The organism is Telluria sp. ZB2R32 (assembly GCF_059685715.1).
Map to the genome: position 1 here is coordinate 179,407 of NZ_JCASIG010000009.1, position 15,997 is coordinate 195,403.

General features: G+C 69.5%; 14 protein-coding genes. 6 read left to right on the plus strand and 8 right to left on the minus strand.

Annotated elements, in window-relative coordinates; translation table 11 throughout:
- Positions 1-32: 32 nt before the first annotated feature.
- Both AC56LG_RS22720 and AC56LG_RS22725 read right to left on the minus strand, forming a co-directional pair.
- Entirely contained in the window at positions 33-1,082 is a 1,050-nt protein-coding gene (locus AC56LG_RS22720) for an alpha/beta fold hydrolase (protein ID WP_497168291.1), read from the minus strand.
- A complete protein-coding gene (locus tag AC56LG_RS22725) occupies positions 1,079-1,996 on the minus strand; it encodes an NAD-dependent protein deacetylase (RefSeq protein ID WP_497168292.1) in 918 nt (305 codons plus the stop codon). The genes AC56LG_RS22720 and AC56LG_RS22725 overlap by 4 nt, the downstream gene beginning before the upstream one ends.
- 157 nt (positions 1,997-2,153) lie before the next feature.
- Between AC56LG_RS22725 and AC56LG_RS22730 the strand changes: the two genes are divergently transcribed.
- Positions 2,154-2,696, plus strand: a complete 543-nt coding sequence (locus tag AC56LG_RS22730) for a Cif family virulence factor (RefSeq protein WP_497168293.1) — start codon at positions 2,154-2,156, stop codon at positions 2,694-2,696.
- A 4-nt stretch (positions 2,697-2,700) separates the two neighbouring features.
- Here the strand turns inward: AC56LG_RS22730 and AC56LG_RS22735 are convergent, their stop codons facing one another.
- The 4 genes from AC56LG_RS22735 to AC56LG_RS22750 all read right to left on the minus strand — a co-directional run bounded on the left by AC56LG_RS22735 (position 2,701) and on the right by AC56LG_RS22750 (position 7,116).
- On the minus strand, positions 2,701-3,597 hold the full coding sequence (locus tag AC56LG_RS22735) for a DMT family transporter (RefSeq protein ID WP_497168294.1): 897 nt from the start codon (positions 3,595-3,597) through the stop codon (positions 2,701-2,703).
- A 57-nt stretch (positions 3,598-3,654) separates the two neighbouring features.
- Positions 3,655-5,283, minus strand: coding sequence for an L-aspartate oxidase (nadB, locus tag AC56LG_RS22740; RefSeq protein ID WP_497168295.1), 1,629 nt, complete (start codon positions 5,281-5,283; stop codon positions 3,655-3,657).
- 172 nt (positions 5,284-5,455) lie between these two features.
- The gene (locus AC56LG_RS22745; protein WP_497168296.1) at positions 5,456-6,277 is read right to left on the minus strand and encodes an alpha/beta hydrolase family protein; all 822 of its coding nucleotides are present in this window, start codon (positions 6,275-6,277) and stop codon (positions 5,456-5,458) included.
- Positions 6,274-7,116 (minus strand): hydrolase 2, exosortase A system-associated, encoded by an 843-nt coding sequence (locus tag AC56LG_RS22750; protein WP_497168297.1) that lies wholly within the window; start codon positions 7,114-7,116, stop codon positions 6,274-6,276. The genes AC56LG_RS22745 and AC56LG_RS22750 overlap by 4 nt, the downstream gene beginning before the upstream one ends.
- 221 nt (positions 7,117-7,337) lie before the next feature.
- On the opposite strand from AC56LG_RS22750, the gene AC56LG_RS22755 reads away from it, so the two are divergent.
- Both AC56LG_RS22755 and AC56LG_RS22760 read left to right on the plus strand, forming a co-directional pair.
- The gene (locus AC56LG_RS22755) at positions 7,338-8,960 is read left to right on the plus strand and encodes an AMP-binding protein (RefSeq protein WP_497168298.1); all 1,623 of its coding nucleotides are present in this window, start codon (positions 7,338-7,340) and stop codon (positions 8,958-8,960) included.
- Between the two features lie 38 nt (positions 8,961-8,998).
- Positions 8,999-10,801, plus strand: coding sequence for an asparagine synthase-related protein (locus AC56LG_RS22760; protein ID WP_497168299.1), 1,803 nt, complete (start codon positions 8,999-9,001; stop codon positions 10,799-10,801).
- 15 nt (positions 10,802-10,816) lie between these two features.
- Here AC56LG_RS22760 and AC56LG_RS22765 read toward each other — a convergent pair whose 3' ends face one another.
- Positions 10,817-12,013, minus strand: a complete 1,197-nt coding sequence (locus tag AC56LG_RS22765; RefSeq protein ID WP_497168300.1) for a glycosyltransferase — start codon at positions 12,011-12,013, stop codon at positions 10,817-10,819.
- Positions 12,014-12,434: 421 nt separating this feature from the next.
- Between AC56LG_RS22765 and AC56LG_RS22770 the strand changes: the two genes are divergently transcribed.
- From AC56LG_RS22770 to AC56LG_RS22780, 3 genes are all read left to right on the plus strand, one after another.
- Entirely contained in the window at positions 12,435-13,187 is a 753-nt protein-coding gene (locus AC56LG_RS22770; protein ID WP_497168301.1) for an N-acyl amino acid synthase FeeM domain-containing protein, read from the plus strand.
- A complete protein-coding gene (locus AC56LG_RS22775; protein ID WP_497168302.1) occupies positions 13,184-14,842 on the plus strand; it encodes an FAD-binding oxidoreductase in 1,659 nt (552 codons plus the stop codon). The genes AC56LG_RS22770 and AC56LG_RS22775 overlap by 4 nt, the downstream gene beginning before the upstream one ends.
- Before the next feature lie 92 nt (positions 14,843-14,934).
- The gene (locus tag AC56LG_RS22780; RefSeq protein ID WP_497168303.1) at positions 14,935-15,444 is read left to right on the plus strand and encodes a pyridoxamine 5'-phosphate oxidase family protein; all 510 of its coding nucleotides are present in this window, start codon (positions 14,935-14,937) and stop codon (positions 15,442-15,444) included.
- Positions 15,445-15,493: 49 nt separating this feature from the next.
- On the opposite strand, the gene AC56LG_RS22785 is transcribed toward AC56LG_RS22780, so the two are convergent.
- Complete coding sequence (locus AC56LG_RS22785; protein WP_497168304.1) at positions 15,494-15,847, minus strand: hypothetical protein; 354 nt, start codon at positions 15,845-15,847, stop codon at positions 15,494-15,496.
- Between the last annotated feature and the right edge of the window lie 150 nt (positions 15,848-15,997).

Sequence of the window (15,997 nt, forward strand, 5' to 3'; positions counted from 1 at the left end):
TTATCCCGCCCATTTTTTATTCCGAGGCGACGCTACACTCCGCTCTCGCTCGCTATCGCCAATGCTTCCTCCTGCGGACTGCGCAATCCAGCCGGTTCCCCAGCCTGCGCGGCGATCGCATCCACCGCGCGCACGATCGGCTCCGGGTGCGCGTAATGCACCATGTGGCCGACGCCCGGTTGCAGGTGCAGCTCGCTCGATTGGCCCGCCTCCTGCAGGTCCGCATGCAGCCGCTCGGAATTGGGCGCCGGCTTGACGATCCTGTCCTGGGTGCCGCTGATGATCTGCACCGGTACCCGCAATTCGCCGAGGCGCTTCGAGAGCGAGACCGCGGCCGGTCCCATCAGCACGGCCTCGGCGCCGCTGGCGCGCAGCTGACCGGGGCGCAGCGCCATCCAGGGCGAGATCCTGCGGAATTCCGCCGCCACGTTCAAGGGCGCGAACACGCGCTTTGCCGCCAGCGGCCACAGTGCGCGCCCGAGCAGCGGCGTGAGCGTGTAGCGCAGCACGTCGCCGACGACCGGAATCGCCGGCTGGCCGACGACCGGAACGTCCAGGCGCAGGGTGGGGTAATAGTAACCCGACAGCAGCACCAGGCCGCGCACGGCATCCGGCTCCTGCAAGCCCATCGCCAGCGCCACCATCGTGCCCCAGGAATGGCCCAGCACGATGGCCGAGTCGACCCCGATCTGCCGCAGCGCGCTATGCAGCAGGCGCGCCTGGGCGTCCGGTGTCCACACCGTGGTGCGCGGGCGCTCGCTGTAGCCATAGCCGGGGCGGTCGAAGGCGATCACGCGGTAGCGTTCGCTCAGCTTGTCGACCAGGCCGCTGTACTCGAAATCGGTGGCAAACACGCCGTTCCCGTGCAACAGCACCAGCGCCGGCCCGCTGCCGCGTTCCAGGTAGTGCAGGCGCACGCCGTCGACCTCGACGAATTTGCCGCGCGGCGGATGCTCGCGTTCGGCCTGGGCCGTCTTGTTGCGTACCACCAGCCAGGAGGCGGCCAGGGCCAGTGCACCGAGCAGCAGGCCGGGACGCATGCGGCCCTCGGGATGGCGGCGGTGTTCGAGCGATGTCGTCAAAATACTCCCCTTTCATTGATATGTTCAAGCGGTAGCGGTAGCGGTAGCGGCGTGCGGCCCGCGTGCAGCCGTGCGGCCACTTGCGGCAGCAGCCGTTCTGCGGATTGTTCGATCTTCAGGTCGAGCATGTGGTCGGCCCGGGTGCGGCCCAGGTTCACCGCGGCGATCGGCTTGCCGGCTTCCTGCGCCAGGCGGCAGAAGCGAAAGCCCGAGTACACCATCAGCGACGACCCCACGACCAGCAAGGCGTCGGCGGCGGCCATCTGCGCCAGCGCGCAGGCGGTGCGCGCGGCGGGGACGTTATCGCCGAAGAAGACGACGTCCGGCATCAGCGTGCCGCCGCAATGGCTGCACAGCGGCAGCTGGAAGTCGTCGAGGAATTCCGGCTCGACCTGGGCGTCGCCGTCGGGCAGCGGCTGGGCCGGGGCGTTGGCCACCTGCGGATTGGCCGCTACCAGCTGCGATTGCACGAACGCGCGCGGCACCCGCGCGCCACAGCCGAGGCAGATCACCGAGTGGATGTTCCCGTGCAGTTCGAGCACGGCATGGCTGCCGGCGCGCCCGTGCAGGCCGTCGACGTTTTGCGTGATAAGGGCGCCCAGGTGGCCGGCCGCTTCCAGCGCCGCCAGCGCCTCGTGCCCGGCGTTCGGGCGCGCCAGCGCCAGCACCGGCCAGCCGATCATGCTGCGTGCCCAGTAGCGCCGCTGCACCGCCGGCGAGCGCCGGAATTCCGGACCCTGGATCGGCTGGCGCCCGCGCCGTACACCGTCGCGGTCGCGGTAATCGGGAATGCCCGAGGCGGTCGACAGGCCGGCCCCGGTCAGCACCAGCGTCTTCGGGTGGCGCAAGAGGAAACCGGCCAATGCGTCCGCCTGTTCTGTCGTGCTGTCGTGTACGTCGAGTCCTTCAGCCATCGCGATGCATCCTCCCGTTCTGCCGAGGATCGTAGCACCCTTGCGGGTTCATCCGACACACGATTCCGGGTGTTCATCCCAACGCGGTTGCCGCCGCACCGGGCCGCCGCTAGCCTGACGACTTGACTTCACTTCTTTACATCACAAAGGACAACCCATGCGAACCATATGCCTGACCCTGCTGGCCGCACTGCTGGCCGGCGCAACACCGGCGATTGCCGCCGAGGTACCGGCCCCGGACGTGCCGGCTCATATCGGCCGCTACACGACGACACCCGAGGACCGGCGCGAAATCAACCAGGTCGTGGCCGATTTCCAGACCGCGCTCAAGACCAAGAACATCCGCCAGCTGGCCGGGCTGATGCTGCACGCCGACATCCCGTGGTCGTCGCCGGCATCGCCCGAGACGATCCGCAAGATCCGCGCCGAGTTCGAGCCGAACGCCAACGGCCTGCGCGCCGGCGGCTTCCACGATTTCGTGCAGTTTATCCGCGAGAGCAAGGTGCCGGTCGAGGAGCGTTTCTACAACGTCAAAATCACCCAGGATAAGCATGTAGCCTGGGTGATGTTCGATTACGAATTCGTCGAGGACGGCAAGGTCTGGAACTACGGTATCGAGACCTGGCAGATGATGAAGAACGTCGATGGCAAGTGGAAGATCGGCAGCGTCTGGTGGACCACGAACCTGATGGCGCCGTGAGGCTTCAGCGCGCCGAGACTGCGATGCCGCCGACGATCAGCCCGAACGCCAGCGCATGGTACAGGTGCGGCGCCTCGCCCAGGAAGGCCGAAGACAGCAGCGCCGTGAACAGCGGCGTCAGGTTGATGAAGAAGGAACCCAGCGTCGGCCCGGCCTGCTGCAGGCCGGCCCCCCAGCAGCGCATGGCGAGGATGGCCGGCCCGATCGCCACGTACAGCAGCGCGGCAGCCAGCGGCCAGCTCCAGGCGACGTGGACGTCGGCCAGCGTCCATTCCAGGCTTGACAGCGCCGCGCACCACAGCACGCCGTAGCCGACCTGGGCCAGCAGGAAGGCGGCCCAGTCGGCGCGCAGGTGCGATGGATCGCGCTGCTGCATCAGCATCCAGCTGTAGAACGACCAGGCGATCGTCGCCAGGATCATGTACAGGTCGCCCGCCACCAGGCGCAGCGCGGCCAGCTGGTGGATGTCGCCGCGGCACAGCACCACCAGCACACCCAGGATCGACAGCACGGCGCCACCGACCTGCTTCGGCTTGACCGGCGCCTTGTAGAACAGCTTCCCGACCAGCAGCATCCAGACCGGCATGCCCGACGCCACCAGGGTGACGTTGATCGGCGTCGAGCTTTGCAGCGCCAGGTATTGCAGCGAGTTGTAGAGGCCGATGCCGAGCAGGCCGAGCATGCTCAGGCGGCGCCAGTTGGCCAGCACGCCGCTGCCGGGTTTGAGCGCGGCGCGCCCGAGCGGCACCAGCACCAGGAGCGCGATCGTCCAGCGCAGCAGGTTGAGGGTCATCGGCGGCACGGCGTCGCGCACCATCCGGCCGACGATGGCGTTGCCGGCCCAGAGCAGCGGCGGGACCGTCAACAGCGCGGCCGTGGAAAGGGTGAGTTTGCGGGTCATGGGGATATAAAAACGCCCGCCGCGAAAGGGCGGGCATTATCTACAGCATAGCGAAGTTCAGCGGCGGTCCGGAGTCAGTACGCTCGGCAGGGCTTTCGGCAGGGTGTCCGGATAGTCGCGCGAATAATGCAGGCCGCGGCTTTCGCGGCGCGACAGGGCGCTGTTGACGATCAATGAGGCCACGTCGACCAGGTTGCGCAGCTCGAGCAGATCATGGGTGATGCGGAAGTTGCGGTAGTACTCGTCGATCTCTTCCTTGAGCAGCGCGATGCGGTGCTGGGCGCGCTCGAGGCGCTTGGTGGTGCGCACGATGCCGACGTAGTTCCACATGAAGCGGCGCAGTTCGTCCCAGTTGTGGGCGATGACGACTTCCTCATCGGCGTTGGTGACGCGGCTTTCGTCCCACGGCGGCAGCGGCGGATTCTCGATCGGCGGCGCGGCGGCGATCTGGCTGGCGCAGGCGCGTCCGACCACCACGCATTCGAGCAGCGAATTGCTGGCCAGGCGGTTGGCGCCGTGCAGGCCGGTGCAGGCGGTTTCGCCGACGGCGTACAGGCCGGGGATGTCGGTGCGGCCGGCCAGGTCGGTGACCACGCCGCCGCAGGTGAAGTGCACGGCCGGCACCACGGGAATCGGTTCCTTGGTAATGTCGATGCCCAGTTCCAGGCAGCGCGCGTAAATGGTCGGGAAGTGCTCCTGCAGGAATTCGGGACTCTGGTGGCTGATGTCGAGGTGGACGTAATCGAGGCCGCGCTTTTTCATCTCGAAGTCGATCGCGCGCGCGACCACGTCGCGCGGCGCGAGTTCGCCGCGTTCGTCGTGGGCCGGCATGAAGCGCGTGCCGGCGGCGATGCCCGCTTCCGGCGGCAATTTCAACAGGCCGCCTTCGCCGCGGATCGCTTCCGTGATGAGGAAGGATTTGGCGTACGGGTGGTACAGGCAGGTCGGATGGAACTGGATGAATTCCATGTTCGAGACGCGGCAGCCGGCGCGCCAGGCCATGGCGATGCCGTCGCCGGTGGCGGTGTCGGGATTGGTGGTGTAGAGGTAGACCTTGCCGGCGCCGCCGGTGGCCAGCACCGTATGCTCGGCTTCGAAGGTCAGGACCTTGCCGCTCTCTTCGTCCTGCACGTAGAGGCCGTGGCAGCGCGGCTGGCCGACCAGGTGGGGCACGCCGCCATGGACCGCTTTACCCGTCAGCTTGTCGGAGGTGATGACGTCGATCGCGCAGTGGTGCTCGAACAGCGAGATGTTCGGATGGGCGCGTACTTTCTGTTCCAGCGTGACCTGCACCGCATGGCCGGTGGCGTCGGCGGCGTGGATGATGCGGCGCTGGCTGTGCCCGCCCTCGCGCGTCAGGTGAAAGCCCAGTTCCGCCGTCGCATCGCGCGTAAACGGCACGCCTTGCTCGATCAGCCATTCGATCGCTTCGCGGCCGTGTTCGACGATGTAACGGGTGGCGGCTTCGTCGCACAGGCCGGCGCCGGCGACCAGGGTATCGGCGATGTGCTGGTCGTGGCTGTCGCCGGAATCGAGTACGGCGGCGATGCCGCCCTGGGCCCAGTTGCTGGCGCCATCGAGCAGCGCACGTTTCGAGATGATGGCGACCTTGCGCGTTTGCGCGAGGTGCAAAGCCACCGACAAGCCGGCCAGACCGCTGCCGACGATTGCGACGTCAAATTTCATGGCACATTTTATATTTGTACAGAGGCATGATCATAGACGATTTGGCCTCCCCGCGCCCCGTGAATTCCAGGGCTGCCACGGTGCGTGCATCCTGCCGAGGCGCTGCCACGATGCATGCATCCCGGGGCAGTGCCCCGGGCTCCCGGTCAACGGAGCCCGGGCATTGCCCGGGTTACCAGGATCCGAGCCAGCTGGCGCATGCAAAAGCCACCGCATCGCGCCAGGCGCTACGGCGCACGTCGACCCCGGCATGGGCGATTTCGACGCGCCGGCTGCGCGGGTACTGGCCCGCGAGGTCGCGGGTAGGATCCTGGCCGCCGGGAGCGGCGTCGCCACTGACCAGCAGCACGCGCCCGCTGAAGCCGGCCAGCGCCTGTGCCAGGGCGGGCGCCACGCCCTGGCTGGTGGTATGTCGTCCATCGTCCCGGCCGGCCCGGCTGGCGGCGCGCCCGATCGGGAAGCCCAGCGCCGCGGCGCGGCGCAGCAGGCGGTCGGCGGCCGAACGCGGGCCGTAGCGCACGCCGGATTCCGCCACCTGCCCCGGTGCGCCCGCTGCCGCCTCCGCCGCTGCCGCATTCGGGCAGCGCGGCAGTAGCGGATCGAGCAGCGCCAGCCCGGTTACGCGCGCATCCTGCGCCGCATACAGCGCGGCGCAACCGGCGGCGTCGCCGGGCGCCAGGATGACCGATTCTTTCATTTCGGGCACGTGGATGAAAAATTCTTTCATCGCCGCGCCGACGTCGTCCAACGTCTGCGCCGCCGCGTCGCCGTCGCTGTCGCCGGCGCCCATGCGGTCGAAGCGCATCACCGCCACCCCGCGCGCGGCCAGCAGGCGCGAGAGCAGGGTGAACTGGCGGTGGCTGCCGGTGCGGTACTGGGTGCTGTCGGGCAGGACCAGCATGCCGCGCGCCAGCGGGCGCTCCGGCACGTCGACGATGCCGATCAGCGCCGCGCCCCGGGCGTGGAAGCGCAAGGCGCGTTGTTCGAGCTTCATGCGGGATCTCCTGAAAACAGGCTGCAGGTGGCCGCGCGCAGCTCCGGCAGGTCGAGTTCGCCCGCGCCATTCCAGTCCGGCGTGCCTTCGAGCGGGTGGAAGTGCAGGGCGGCCCCGGCGGCGCCCCAGCGTTCGCCCAGCCGAAGTGCACTGGCCGCCAGTTTAGCCGGCGCGGCGCCGCCATACGCGAACCAGTGCACGGCGCACGGCGGCAGGGTCACATGGGCGGCGTCGCAGGCATCGATCGCCTTTACCAGCGGCACCGCCACTTCGAAGCCGTTCACTTCGATCGTGCCATGCACGGCCAGTTGCGCGCGCAGCGCGGCCGTGCTGCGCGGTGCGCCCGGCGCCGGGTCGACCAGCTGCTCGGACAGGCGCAGGAACTGGTTGATGCAGGCGCGGCCGCTCATGAACGGCTGCCACAGCAGCACGCGGCGTGCCTGCAGGCGCGCCGCCGCGTCCAGCGCCAGCAAGCCGCCCAGGCGCACGCCCCACAGGGTCAGGGGGCCGCTGTCGCGGTCTGCCAGCCAGGCCGCGGCCAGGTCGAGGTCGTCGTGCCAGATCTGCCAGCGGCCGGCGCTGAATTCGCCGCAGCTGTCGCCGCAGCCGAACAGGTCGATCTGCAGCACCGCATACCCGAGCGCGGCAAAGGCGCGCGATTGCAGCGCCGCCATCCGCCGCGTGCGGTTGAGTTCGCCCGCAAACGGATGGACGTAGAGGATCGCACCGCGCGGCGCGACCTGGGGATTGGGTGCGTGATAGAGGCTGAAACGCGTTCCAGGCTCGGCATCGAAGAAAAATGGCTCCACGCGCGGCGTGGTCAGCAGCGGAGCATTCATGGCCGCTTGTCTCCTGCACTGTGAGCATCGGCGCGCTGGGCGTGTCGAAGCCGGTTTGTCGGTGTAACGATCGTATATTTATGTCAATTTGACACGCGTGCCGCCGCACCGCCTTGCGCGGAGACAGCTGAGCCCAAGCAATATCAATTGATATGGGTCAATAACCCGTTTGCAGTTTTTCTCAATCATGGATTTTTACGTTCAGCAAGATTGGGAAAAAAATGGCTCAGCTGGTACATGAACTGATCGACGCGGCGGCGCTGTGGTCGCCCACCGCGACCGCCTTGCGCCACGGTTCCGAACGCATCAGCTACGCCGGGCTCGCCGGTGCGGTGGCCGCCTGCGGCGCTGCGCTGAGCGCGCTCGGCGTGGCCGGCGGTGATCGCGTCGCACTGGGCCTGCCGCCATCGACGGCGGCCGTGGTGGCCTTGCTGGGCACTTCGCACGCGGGCTGCGCTCTTGTGCCGCTCGACCTGCGCTGCGCTGCGGCGGCAGTCACTTCGCGCCTGCGCGACTGCGGCGCACGCGTGTTAATCACGGATGCAGCCGGCCTCGATGCGCTCGGCGACGCCGCCGGCAGCTGTCCGGCATTGCGCGCCATCGTCGTGCACGGCGGCGGCGTCCCACGCAGCGGCCAGGCGCCAGTGCTCGGCTGGGACAACTTCCTCGCCTCCGCGGCGCCATCCTGCCCGGCAGCAGGCGGCGAGCCGGGCCTGGGCGCACTGATCTATGGCGCAGCCGCCACGGACGGTACCGGCGAGCGTGCGCTGGTCCTGTCGCAGTCTAACTTGGTCGCGGGCGCTGCTTCGAGCGCGCGCTGCCTCGGTATCCGGCCCGGCGACCGGGTGCTGGCCGCGCTGCCGTTCGCCGGCGATTACGGCGTCAACGTCCTGCTGGCGACCTTGAGCGCCGGCGCTACCGTGGTGCTCGACGGCGCCGGGGCGGCGACGCCCGCCGGCTCGCCGGACCCGGCGGCGCTGGCGCGCCTGCTCGAACGCGGCGAGATCACCGCGCTGGCCGCGCTGCCCGGCACCTGGAATGCGCTGGCCGCGCACGACCTCGGACGCACGGCCGACTGCCTGCGCTACGCCGCCTGCGCCGCCGGCGGCCTCGAACGCGACGCGCTGGCCACGCTGCGCGCGGCGCTGCCGCGCACCCGCATCCACCTGCTGTACGACATCGGCGAGGCGTGCCGCTCGACCAGCCTGATGCCGTCCCAGCTCGACGAACGGCCCGGTTCGATCGGGCGCGCGCTGCCGTACTCGGACTGGCTGGTGCTCCGCGCCGACGGGCGCGAATGCGCGCCGGGCGAGACCGGAGAACTGGTGCGCCGCGGCGCGCTGGTGGGATCGGGCTGGTGGAACGACCCCGGCGCCAGCTGCGAACAGTTCCGCTCCCTGCCTCCCGGCGCGGGCCTGGCGCAGAGCGATACCGGCTACTGGCCGGGCCTGAGCGCGCGCAAGGACCTCGACGGCTACCTGTACCTGAGCGAAGGGCGCAACGACACCATCACCACCGGCGGCTACCGCATCAGCGGGCGCGAGGTGGAAAAGATCGTCATCGGCACCGGCCTGGTGGCCGAGGCGGCGGCGGTCGGGGTCGCCCATCCTGTACTCGGACAAGTGATTGCCGTGCTGGCGACGCCGCGCCAGGGCGCCCGGCTCGATTCCTCGATCCTGTTCGGCGCCTGCCGCGCGCGCCTGCCGCAGCACATGCTGCCGGCCATGGTCGACGTGCGGCGCGCACCCTTGCCGCGTGCGCGCGATGGCCAGATCGACCGCGCGCTGCTGGCCGGCGAACTGGCGCCGCTGTTTGCCGACGTGGCGGCGCGGGGCGCGCCATGAGCGGCCTGTGCGGCTGGTTTTCACGAGAGCCAGCGGCCATGCAGCTGGCCGACATGGCCGCGCCGTTCACCCTGGCGCAGCCCTTGCGCAGCGCCGCCCACAGCCTGGGCGCGATGGCGCTCGCCGCCGCTTCCGCCGAGGCCAGCCTGTACCACCAGGATGGCCTCCTGATCGCCAGCTTCGGCGCCCAGGCCGACGCGATCGCACGCTTGTGGCGCGCGCACGGCGCCCGCGCCTGCGCGGCGCTGTCCGGGCACTTTGCCTTTGCCTTGCTCGACGAACGGCGCGGCGAAGCCCTGCTGGCGGTCGACCGCTGCGCCACGCGGCCGCTGTTCTATCAGATGGCCGGCCGCGGCCTGGTCTTTGCCAGCAGCATGGAAGCGCTGGCGCGCCATCCCGGCGCCGGGCGCGAACTCGATCCGCAAGCCCTGTTCGATTACCTGTACCTGCACGCGGTGCACGGGCCACGCACCATGTTCGCCGGCCAGCGCCGGCTGGCCCCGGGCGAATGCCTGCACCTGCACGGCGGCCGCGTCGAACGCATCCGCTACTGGCGCATGCGCTACACCGAGCACGCGGTCGACCCGGTCCCGCAGACGGCGCTGCTCGACGCGCTGGCGCTGGCCCTCGACTGCACGCCGCACGGCCCCAATGTGCCGCCGCGGGCCGCGGTGATGCTGGCGGGCGGTGCCGGCGCCACGCTGGCGGCCACGCTGCTGCAGCGCGGCGGGGCGCCGGTGCATACCTATGCGATCGGCTACAGGGTCGGCGAAAACCGCGGCGACGGGGCGATCCTGGCAAACGCACGCGCGGCGGCGCGCAAGATCGGCAGCCGCCACCGCGAGCAGGTCATCGACGGCAGCGACGTGGCCGACGCGGTCGCCGCGCTCGCGCAGGCTGCGGATGCGCCCTGCGGCGACCAGGCCGCCGTCGCCATGCTGTTTGCCGGCCGCATGGCGCGCGAGGATGGCGTCGAGCGCCTGCACGGCGCATTCGGCGCGGCCCAACTGTTCGGACGCGGACGGCGCTACGCCGGCCTGGCGCAGGCCAACGCCTATGAACGCCTGCCGGGCGCGCTGCGCCAGTTACTGATCGAACCACTCCTGTTTGGGCCGGGCGCGCGCCTGCCGATGCTGGAGGGCCTGCGCAGCCGCATCGAACACGCCATGGCGCCGCCGCTGGCCCGGCTGCGCCGCCGCAACGCACTGCTCGCCCACGGCACCGCGAATGTGTTCGAGCCGGCTTTCCTCGAACTGGTCGACCCGGATGCGCCCGCCGCCGTGCAGGAGGAGGCCTGGTGGCTGGCGCAGGCGCGCAGCGCCGTCAACCGCGCGGTCGACCTCGAACTGCAGGGCGACCTACCGTGCCGGATCGTGCCCGCCTTCGCCGCAGCCTGCGCGGCGGCCGGCGTGCAGGCCGGGCTGCCTTACCTGGACGACGCGGTGGTCGCCATGGCGGCGCGCCTGGCGCCACGCCACAAGAGCGGCAACGGGCCGCAGCGCCTGTTCTCGCGGGCGCTACGCGAACTCGGCGCGCCCGCGCCGGCTTATGTGGCCGACTATGCGGCCGGCGCCGTGACGCTGCCGTTCGGGCGCTGGCTGCTGGGCGACGCCAGGGTGCGTGCGCTCGCCTACGACAGCCTGTCGAGTCTCTCGAAGCGGCGCATCCTGCGCCGCGAATTCATCGACCTGCTGCTCGCGCGGCGCCTGCCCCAAGACCCGGCGGCGCACGGACAGACGGTCTGGCGCCTCCTGATGCTGGAACAATGGCTGGCGCGCGGGCGGCGCGATGGGGTGGCTGTGGCAACGCGTGTGGACGCCTCGGTACTGGAGCCGGGCTAGGGCTGGCGGCCGCGTTCAGCCGCCGGCCAGCGCGTCGTACACCGCAAGATAGCTGCGCGCCATCGCCGGCAGGCTGTGGTGGGCGATCACCTGGCCGCGCGCGCGCGCGCCGTGGCGGGCGCCCATCTCGGGGATGCGGCAGTAGTCGGCGATTGCCGCCGCCATCACGTCCGGCGACATCGGCGGCACCAGGATGCCGGTCAGGCCCGGCTGCACCAGTTCCTTGTGCACCCCGACCGAGGTGGCGACGACCGGCAGCCCGGTCGCCATCGCTTCGAGCAGCACGTTGCCGCTGACTTCGGCCAGCGCCGGCAGCACCATCAAATCCATCGCGCGCATCAGCTGGGCGGTATCCAGCCGTTCGCCCGGCAGCCAGGCGCGCTGCCCGGCGCCGGCGCGTTCGAGCATCGCCTGGCATTCGGCGCGCATCGGTCCGTCGCCCACGATCAGCAGGCGCAGGCGGCTGTGCGCCGCGTGGGGCGAGGAGATCAGGCGCAGGAAGGCTTCGACCAGGGTGGTGTCGTTCTTGGCGTCGTCCATGCGCCCGACGCTGCCGATCACGAAGGCATCGTCGCGCATGAAGCCGTCGGGGCCCACTGCGGCGTGCGGGCCGAGGCGCGGGTGGAATTCGAGGCTGTCGACGCCGTTCGAGATGTGCGACACCCGCGAAGGCTCGGCGCCGACCTGTTCGATCAGCCAGCGCTCCTGCTCGGCGCTGACGGCGATGTAGTGGCCGACCAGCGGTCGTAGCGCGCGGCGCAGGAAGCCGGGCGGGCGTTTGCGGCCGGGGCCGGCGGACTCCCTGCCTGGTCCGGGTGCGGATTCGCGCGCATATTCGCCATGCACGCGCAGCCGCACTCCCGCCAGCGCCGCCGCCAGCTGCCCTTCCAGGCCGCCCAGGTTGCGGGTATGCACCAGGTCCGGCCGCAGCGCGCGCAGGGCGCGCACCATGCGCAGGAAGTGGCCCGGGTCCGGACCGTCCCGCTTGTGCAGGTCGATCACTTCGACCCCATGTTCGCGCAGATGGGTGTGCAGCAGTGCATGGTCGCGCAGGCACAGCACCGCATGACGATAGCGGTCGCCCGGCATGTGCGCGATCAGGTCAAGCAGGCTGTCGCCGGCGCCGCCGGCATCGAGCCGGTTGACCACGTGCGCGATCAGCCGCGGCGGCGCGAACGCCGGCGCCAGCGCGGCGACGGGACGGTTACCCATGGCACCCCACCAGGACCTGAAGCGCTCTCATGCGTATATAGGAAACAGGAACGCTCGGCGCAGCCGCGCCAAACGATGACGATGGGCGAGGAACATTGGACGGTCTCCGGTGAACGGCCAGGGCGGCGCGCAGGTGCGTTGGCTTGCAACCCTGTCGATTATATGGCCGCGCGCGAGGTGCACTGCGCAACCCTTTTCACCGTTGATACCGGTCAAAGAGGTGGCGTGCACATATGAAATTTCCTTATCGACACATCTTTCCACCAAGTGCTGGTGATTAATTTCTTCCGTGATTGATCTATGTCCAGATGGCAAAGATTGCACGCAAAGCCCGGGAACCCCGTTACTGCTGACCTTGTCTGAATCGCAGTCATGTCGTTTTCGCCAATGACGGCGGAACGCTACTTTCAGGGAGACCAGTATGTTGGTAGATGAATTGCCGATCGCAACGTTCGAGGCAGCACCAATCCAGGCGCCGCGTACCGGGGGTGCCGGCCCCGCAGTCCAGGCGCCGGCGCGCCTCGACAACCAGGTATTCAATATCCGCGTGGCGCTGTCGGCCGAGTGCCACGCCGACAGCGGCGCCCTGGTGCGGCGCATGTACGCCTGGCGCGGCTATGCGTTCGAGGCGGGCGAGGGCGGCTACGACAGGGTGACCATGTACGCCGAGACCGGCGGCGAGCTGGTCGGCACGATGAGTCTGTGCCTCGACCGCGGCAATCGCCTACCGGCCGACGAGAACTTTGGCGACCGCCTCGACATCCTGCGCGCCCAGAACCGGCGCCTGTGCGAACCCTCGCGCCTGGCGATCGACGCCGGCACGTCCAAACGCGTGTTCGCCGCGCTGATCCACATCTCTTATCTGTACGCGAGCGAATTGCATGGCTTCACCGATTACATCATCGAGGTCAATCCGCGCCATGTCGCCTTTTACAAGCGCATGCTCGGCTTCACCGACTTCGGCGGCGAACGCCCGTGCAGCCGCGTCGGCGCCCCAGCCGTGCTGCTGCGCCTGACGCTCGACCAGATGGGCGGGCAGATCCGCAAGTGGGCCGGCAGCTTCGAGCAGGGCGCGGGCGAGCGCTCCTTCTACCCTTGGTTCTTCCCCATGTGGGACGTCCCCGACATCCGGGCGCGCCTGGCGGCCCTGTGCCGTGGCGGAGAACGCGCATGAGCCGCCTGAACGACCTGCAGGGCGTGGTGGATAGCACCGACGCGCTCGCCGCGATGGCCGCCGTGGTCGGCGCCGCCAACGTGCTCGCCGACGAGACCACGCGCGAGCGCTATGCGCGCAGCACGGCAGCGCGCCCGGTGCGCCCGCTGGCGCTGGTGCGGCCGGCGAATGCCGGCGAGGTGGCGCAACTGGTCAAGATCGCGGCCGGCGCCGGCGTTGCCGTGTACCCGATCAGCACCGGCAAGAACTGGGGCTATGGCGACGCCTGCGCGGTCGGCGCCGGCCAGGTGATCCTCGACCTGTCGCGCATGAACCGCATCATCCACGTCGACCCGGAACTGGCGTACGCGGTGATCGAGCCGGGCGTGACCCAGCGCCAGCTGTCGGACCACCTGCTCCAGCGCGGCTATCCGCTGTGGGCCGACTGCACCGGCGCCGGGCCGGACACGAGCTACATCGGCAACATCATGGAACGCGGCTTCGGCCATTCGCCCTACGGCAACCGCCTGCAGCACGTGGCCGGCATGCAGGTGGTGCTGGCCAGCGGCGAACTGCTCGAAACCGGCTTCGGCCACTACCGCCAGGCACGCGCCGCACACCTGTTCCCGTATGGCGTCGGACCCTTCCTGGATGGCCTGTTCACCCAGTCGAACATGGGGATCGTCACCCGTCTGGGCATCTGGCTGATGCCGCAAGTCGAATGCGTGAACCACTTCCTGTGCAGCGTTCCGGCCCATGCCGACATCGCCGACGTGGTCGACGCCCTGCGGCCGCTGCGGCTGGACGGCACCCTGCGCAGCATCCTCCACATCGGTAACGACATGCGCGTGTTTTCCGGCAGCGGCGCCTTTCCGCGCGCGGCCGTGCCGCAGGGCGCGCGCCTGCCCGAGGCGCTGCGCCAGCAGATGCGCGCCGAAAGCGGCGTCGGCGCCTGGACCGTCTCCGGCGCGCTCTACGGCTCGCACGCCCAGGTGGCGGCGGCGCGTGCCGCCGTGCGGCGCGCCCTGCGCGGCACGAAGGGACGCGCGCGCTTTGTGAGCGAGCGCAGCCTGCGCGCCGGCTCATTCGCCGCGCGCCTGCTAGGGAATACCGAAGCGGGCAAGCGCTTGCGCACCCAGGTCGCGCTCGGCGAATCGCTGTTCGGGATGAACCGCGGCGTACCCGACGGCCGCTTCCTGTCGGGGGCCTACTGGCGCCGCCGCGGCGGCGTGCCGGCGACCTTTCCGGTCCAGGCCAATCCGGCGCAGGACAATTGCGGCCTGCTGTGGGTCTCTCCGGTACTGCCGCTGCGCGGCGGCGACATGCTGGCCGTGCACGAGCTAGCCCATGCCAGCTTCGACAAATACGGCTTCGACCTGTTCGCCACTTTCAGCATGATCAACGAGCGCACACTCGGCGGCGTGCTGACGGTCGCCTACGACAAGGACGACCCCGACGAAGCCGCGCGCGCCCGTGCCTGCCATGACGAGGTGTTCGCCAACATGTTCGACGCCGGCTACATTCCCTACCGCGTCGGCAACCACGCCATGGGCCGGCTCGACCCGGACGGCGACAGTTACTGGCGCACGGTCGGCGCCATCAAGGCCGCGCTCGACCCGGCCGGGATCCTGGCGCCGGGACGCTACCAGCCGGGGGTGGCAGCCGGATTGATGTAGACACGTCGCCGTGCGGCAGCGTTCGCCGCCGCACGGAACGCGGCCGGCGTCTGTTCTAGGATGTCGGTTCACTCAATATCCAAGGAAACGCCATGTCCATGACGAACGCTTCGGCCCAGGCGGCCGCGCTGGCGGACAAGATCCGCTCGATGCGCTTTGCAATGTTTACCACCGTCGACGAGCACGGCCACCTGATCAGCCATCCGATGACCAACCAGGAAACCGACGAGCAGGGCGGTCTCTGGTTCTATACCTCGATCCATGCGCCGCTGTGGCAGAACATCGCCCTGCAGCCGGAAGTGAACGTCAGCTTCGCCCAACCGGACGACAGCCTGTACGTCTCGATCAGCGGCACCGCCGAGCGCGTGGTTGACCGTGAGCGCATTCGCGCGCTGTGGAACCCGATGGTGCAGGCCTGGTTCCCGCACGGCCCGGACGACGAACACGTGGTGCTGGTGCGCGTGTCCCCGCACAGCGCCGAATACTGGGATTCGAACGACAGCAAGATGGTGCGCATGTTCCAGATGGCCAGGGCCGCCGTCACGGGGACGACGCCGGACGTCGATCCGGGCGAACACGGAACGATCAGGCTGGATAATTAATCTAAGCTGATCGGCGCAGCGGCGGATGGCCGCCGCTGCGCATCGCTTTTCAAGTCCGGGGCGGCAAGTCGTCCTGCGACTGGTTGGCGCCGGACTCGCGCGAACCGATGCCGGTGCCGGTACCACCGGCCTGCTGCGAGGTGGTGTCGAGGTGGCCACGCGCGCCGGTCTGCATGGCGCTGCCTTGCGCTTCCGGCGCCGGTTCGGTCGCAGGCGGGGTTGCATCCGGGGCTGCGCTTGGCGCGGCATCGTCCTCGCCGGTGCTATGCGTTAGCTGGGCGCCGCCGCTGCCGCCGGTTTCCTGCTGGGTTTCGTGGTGCGGCGTGGCGCCGGCCTGGCCGCTGGTGGTGCCGCCGATGCCTACCGTGGTCGAGGCGGAGTCGTTCGAAGGATTGGTCGCCATATTGCTCTCCCGTTGATGCGTTATCAGTGACCCGATTATGCCCGCAGCCGCGTTCGGCGCCATCGGTGCGTGCAGCGTGGCGCTGTAGGACGGCAGCCAATCCGTGGTGCATAGCGTCCATGCACAGCGCCTGAAACGCCAAAAGACTTC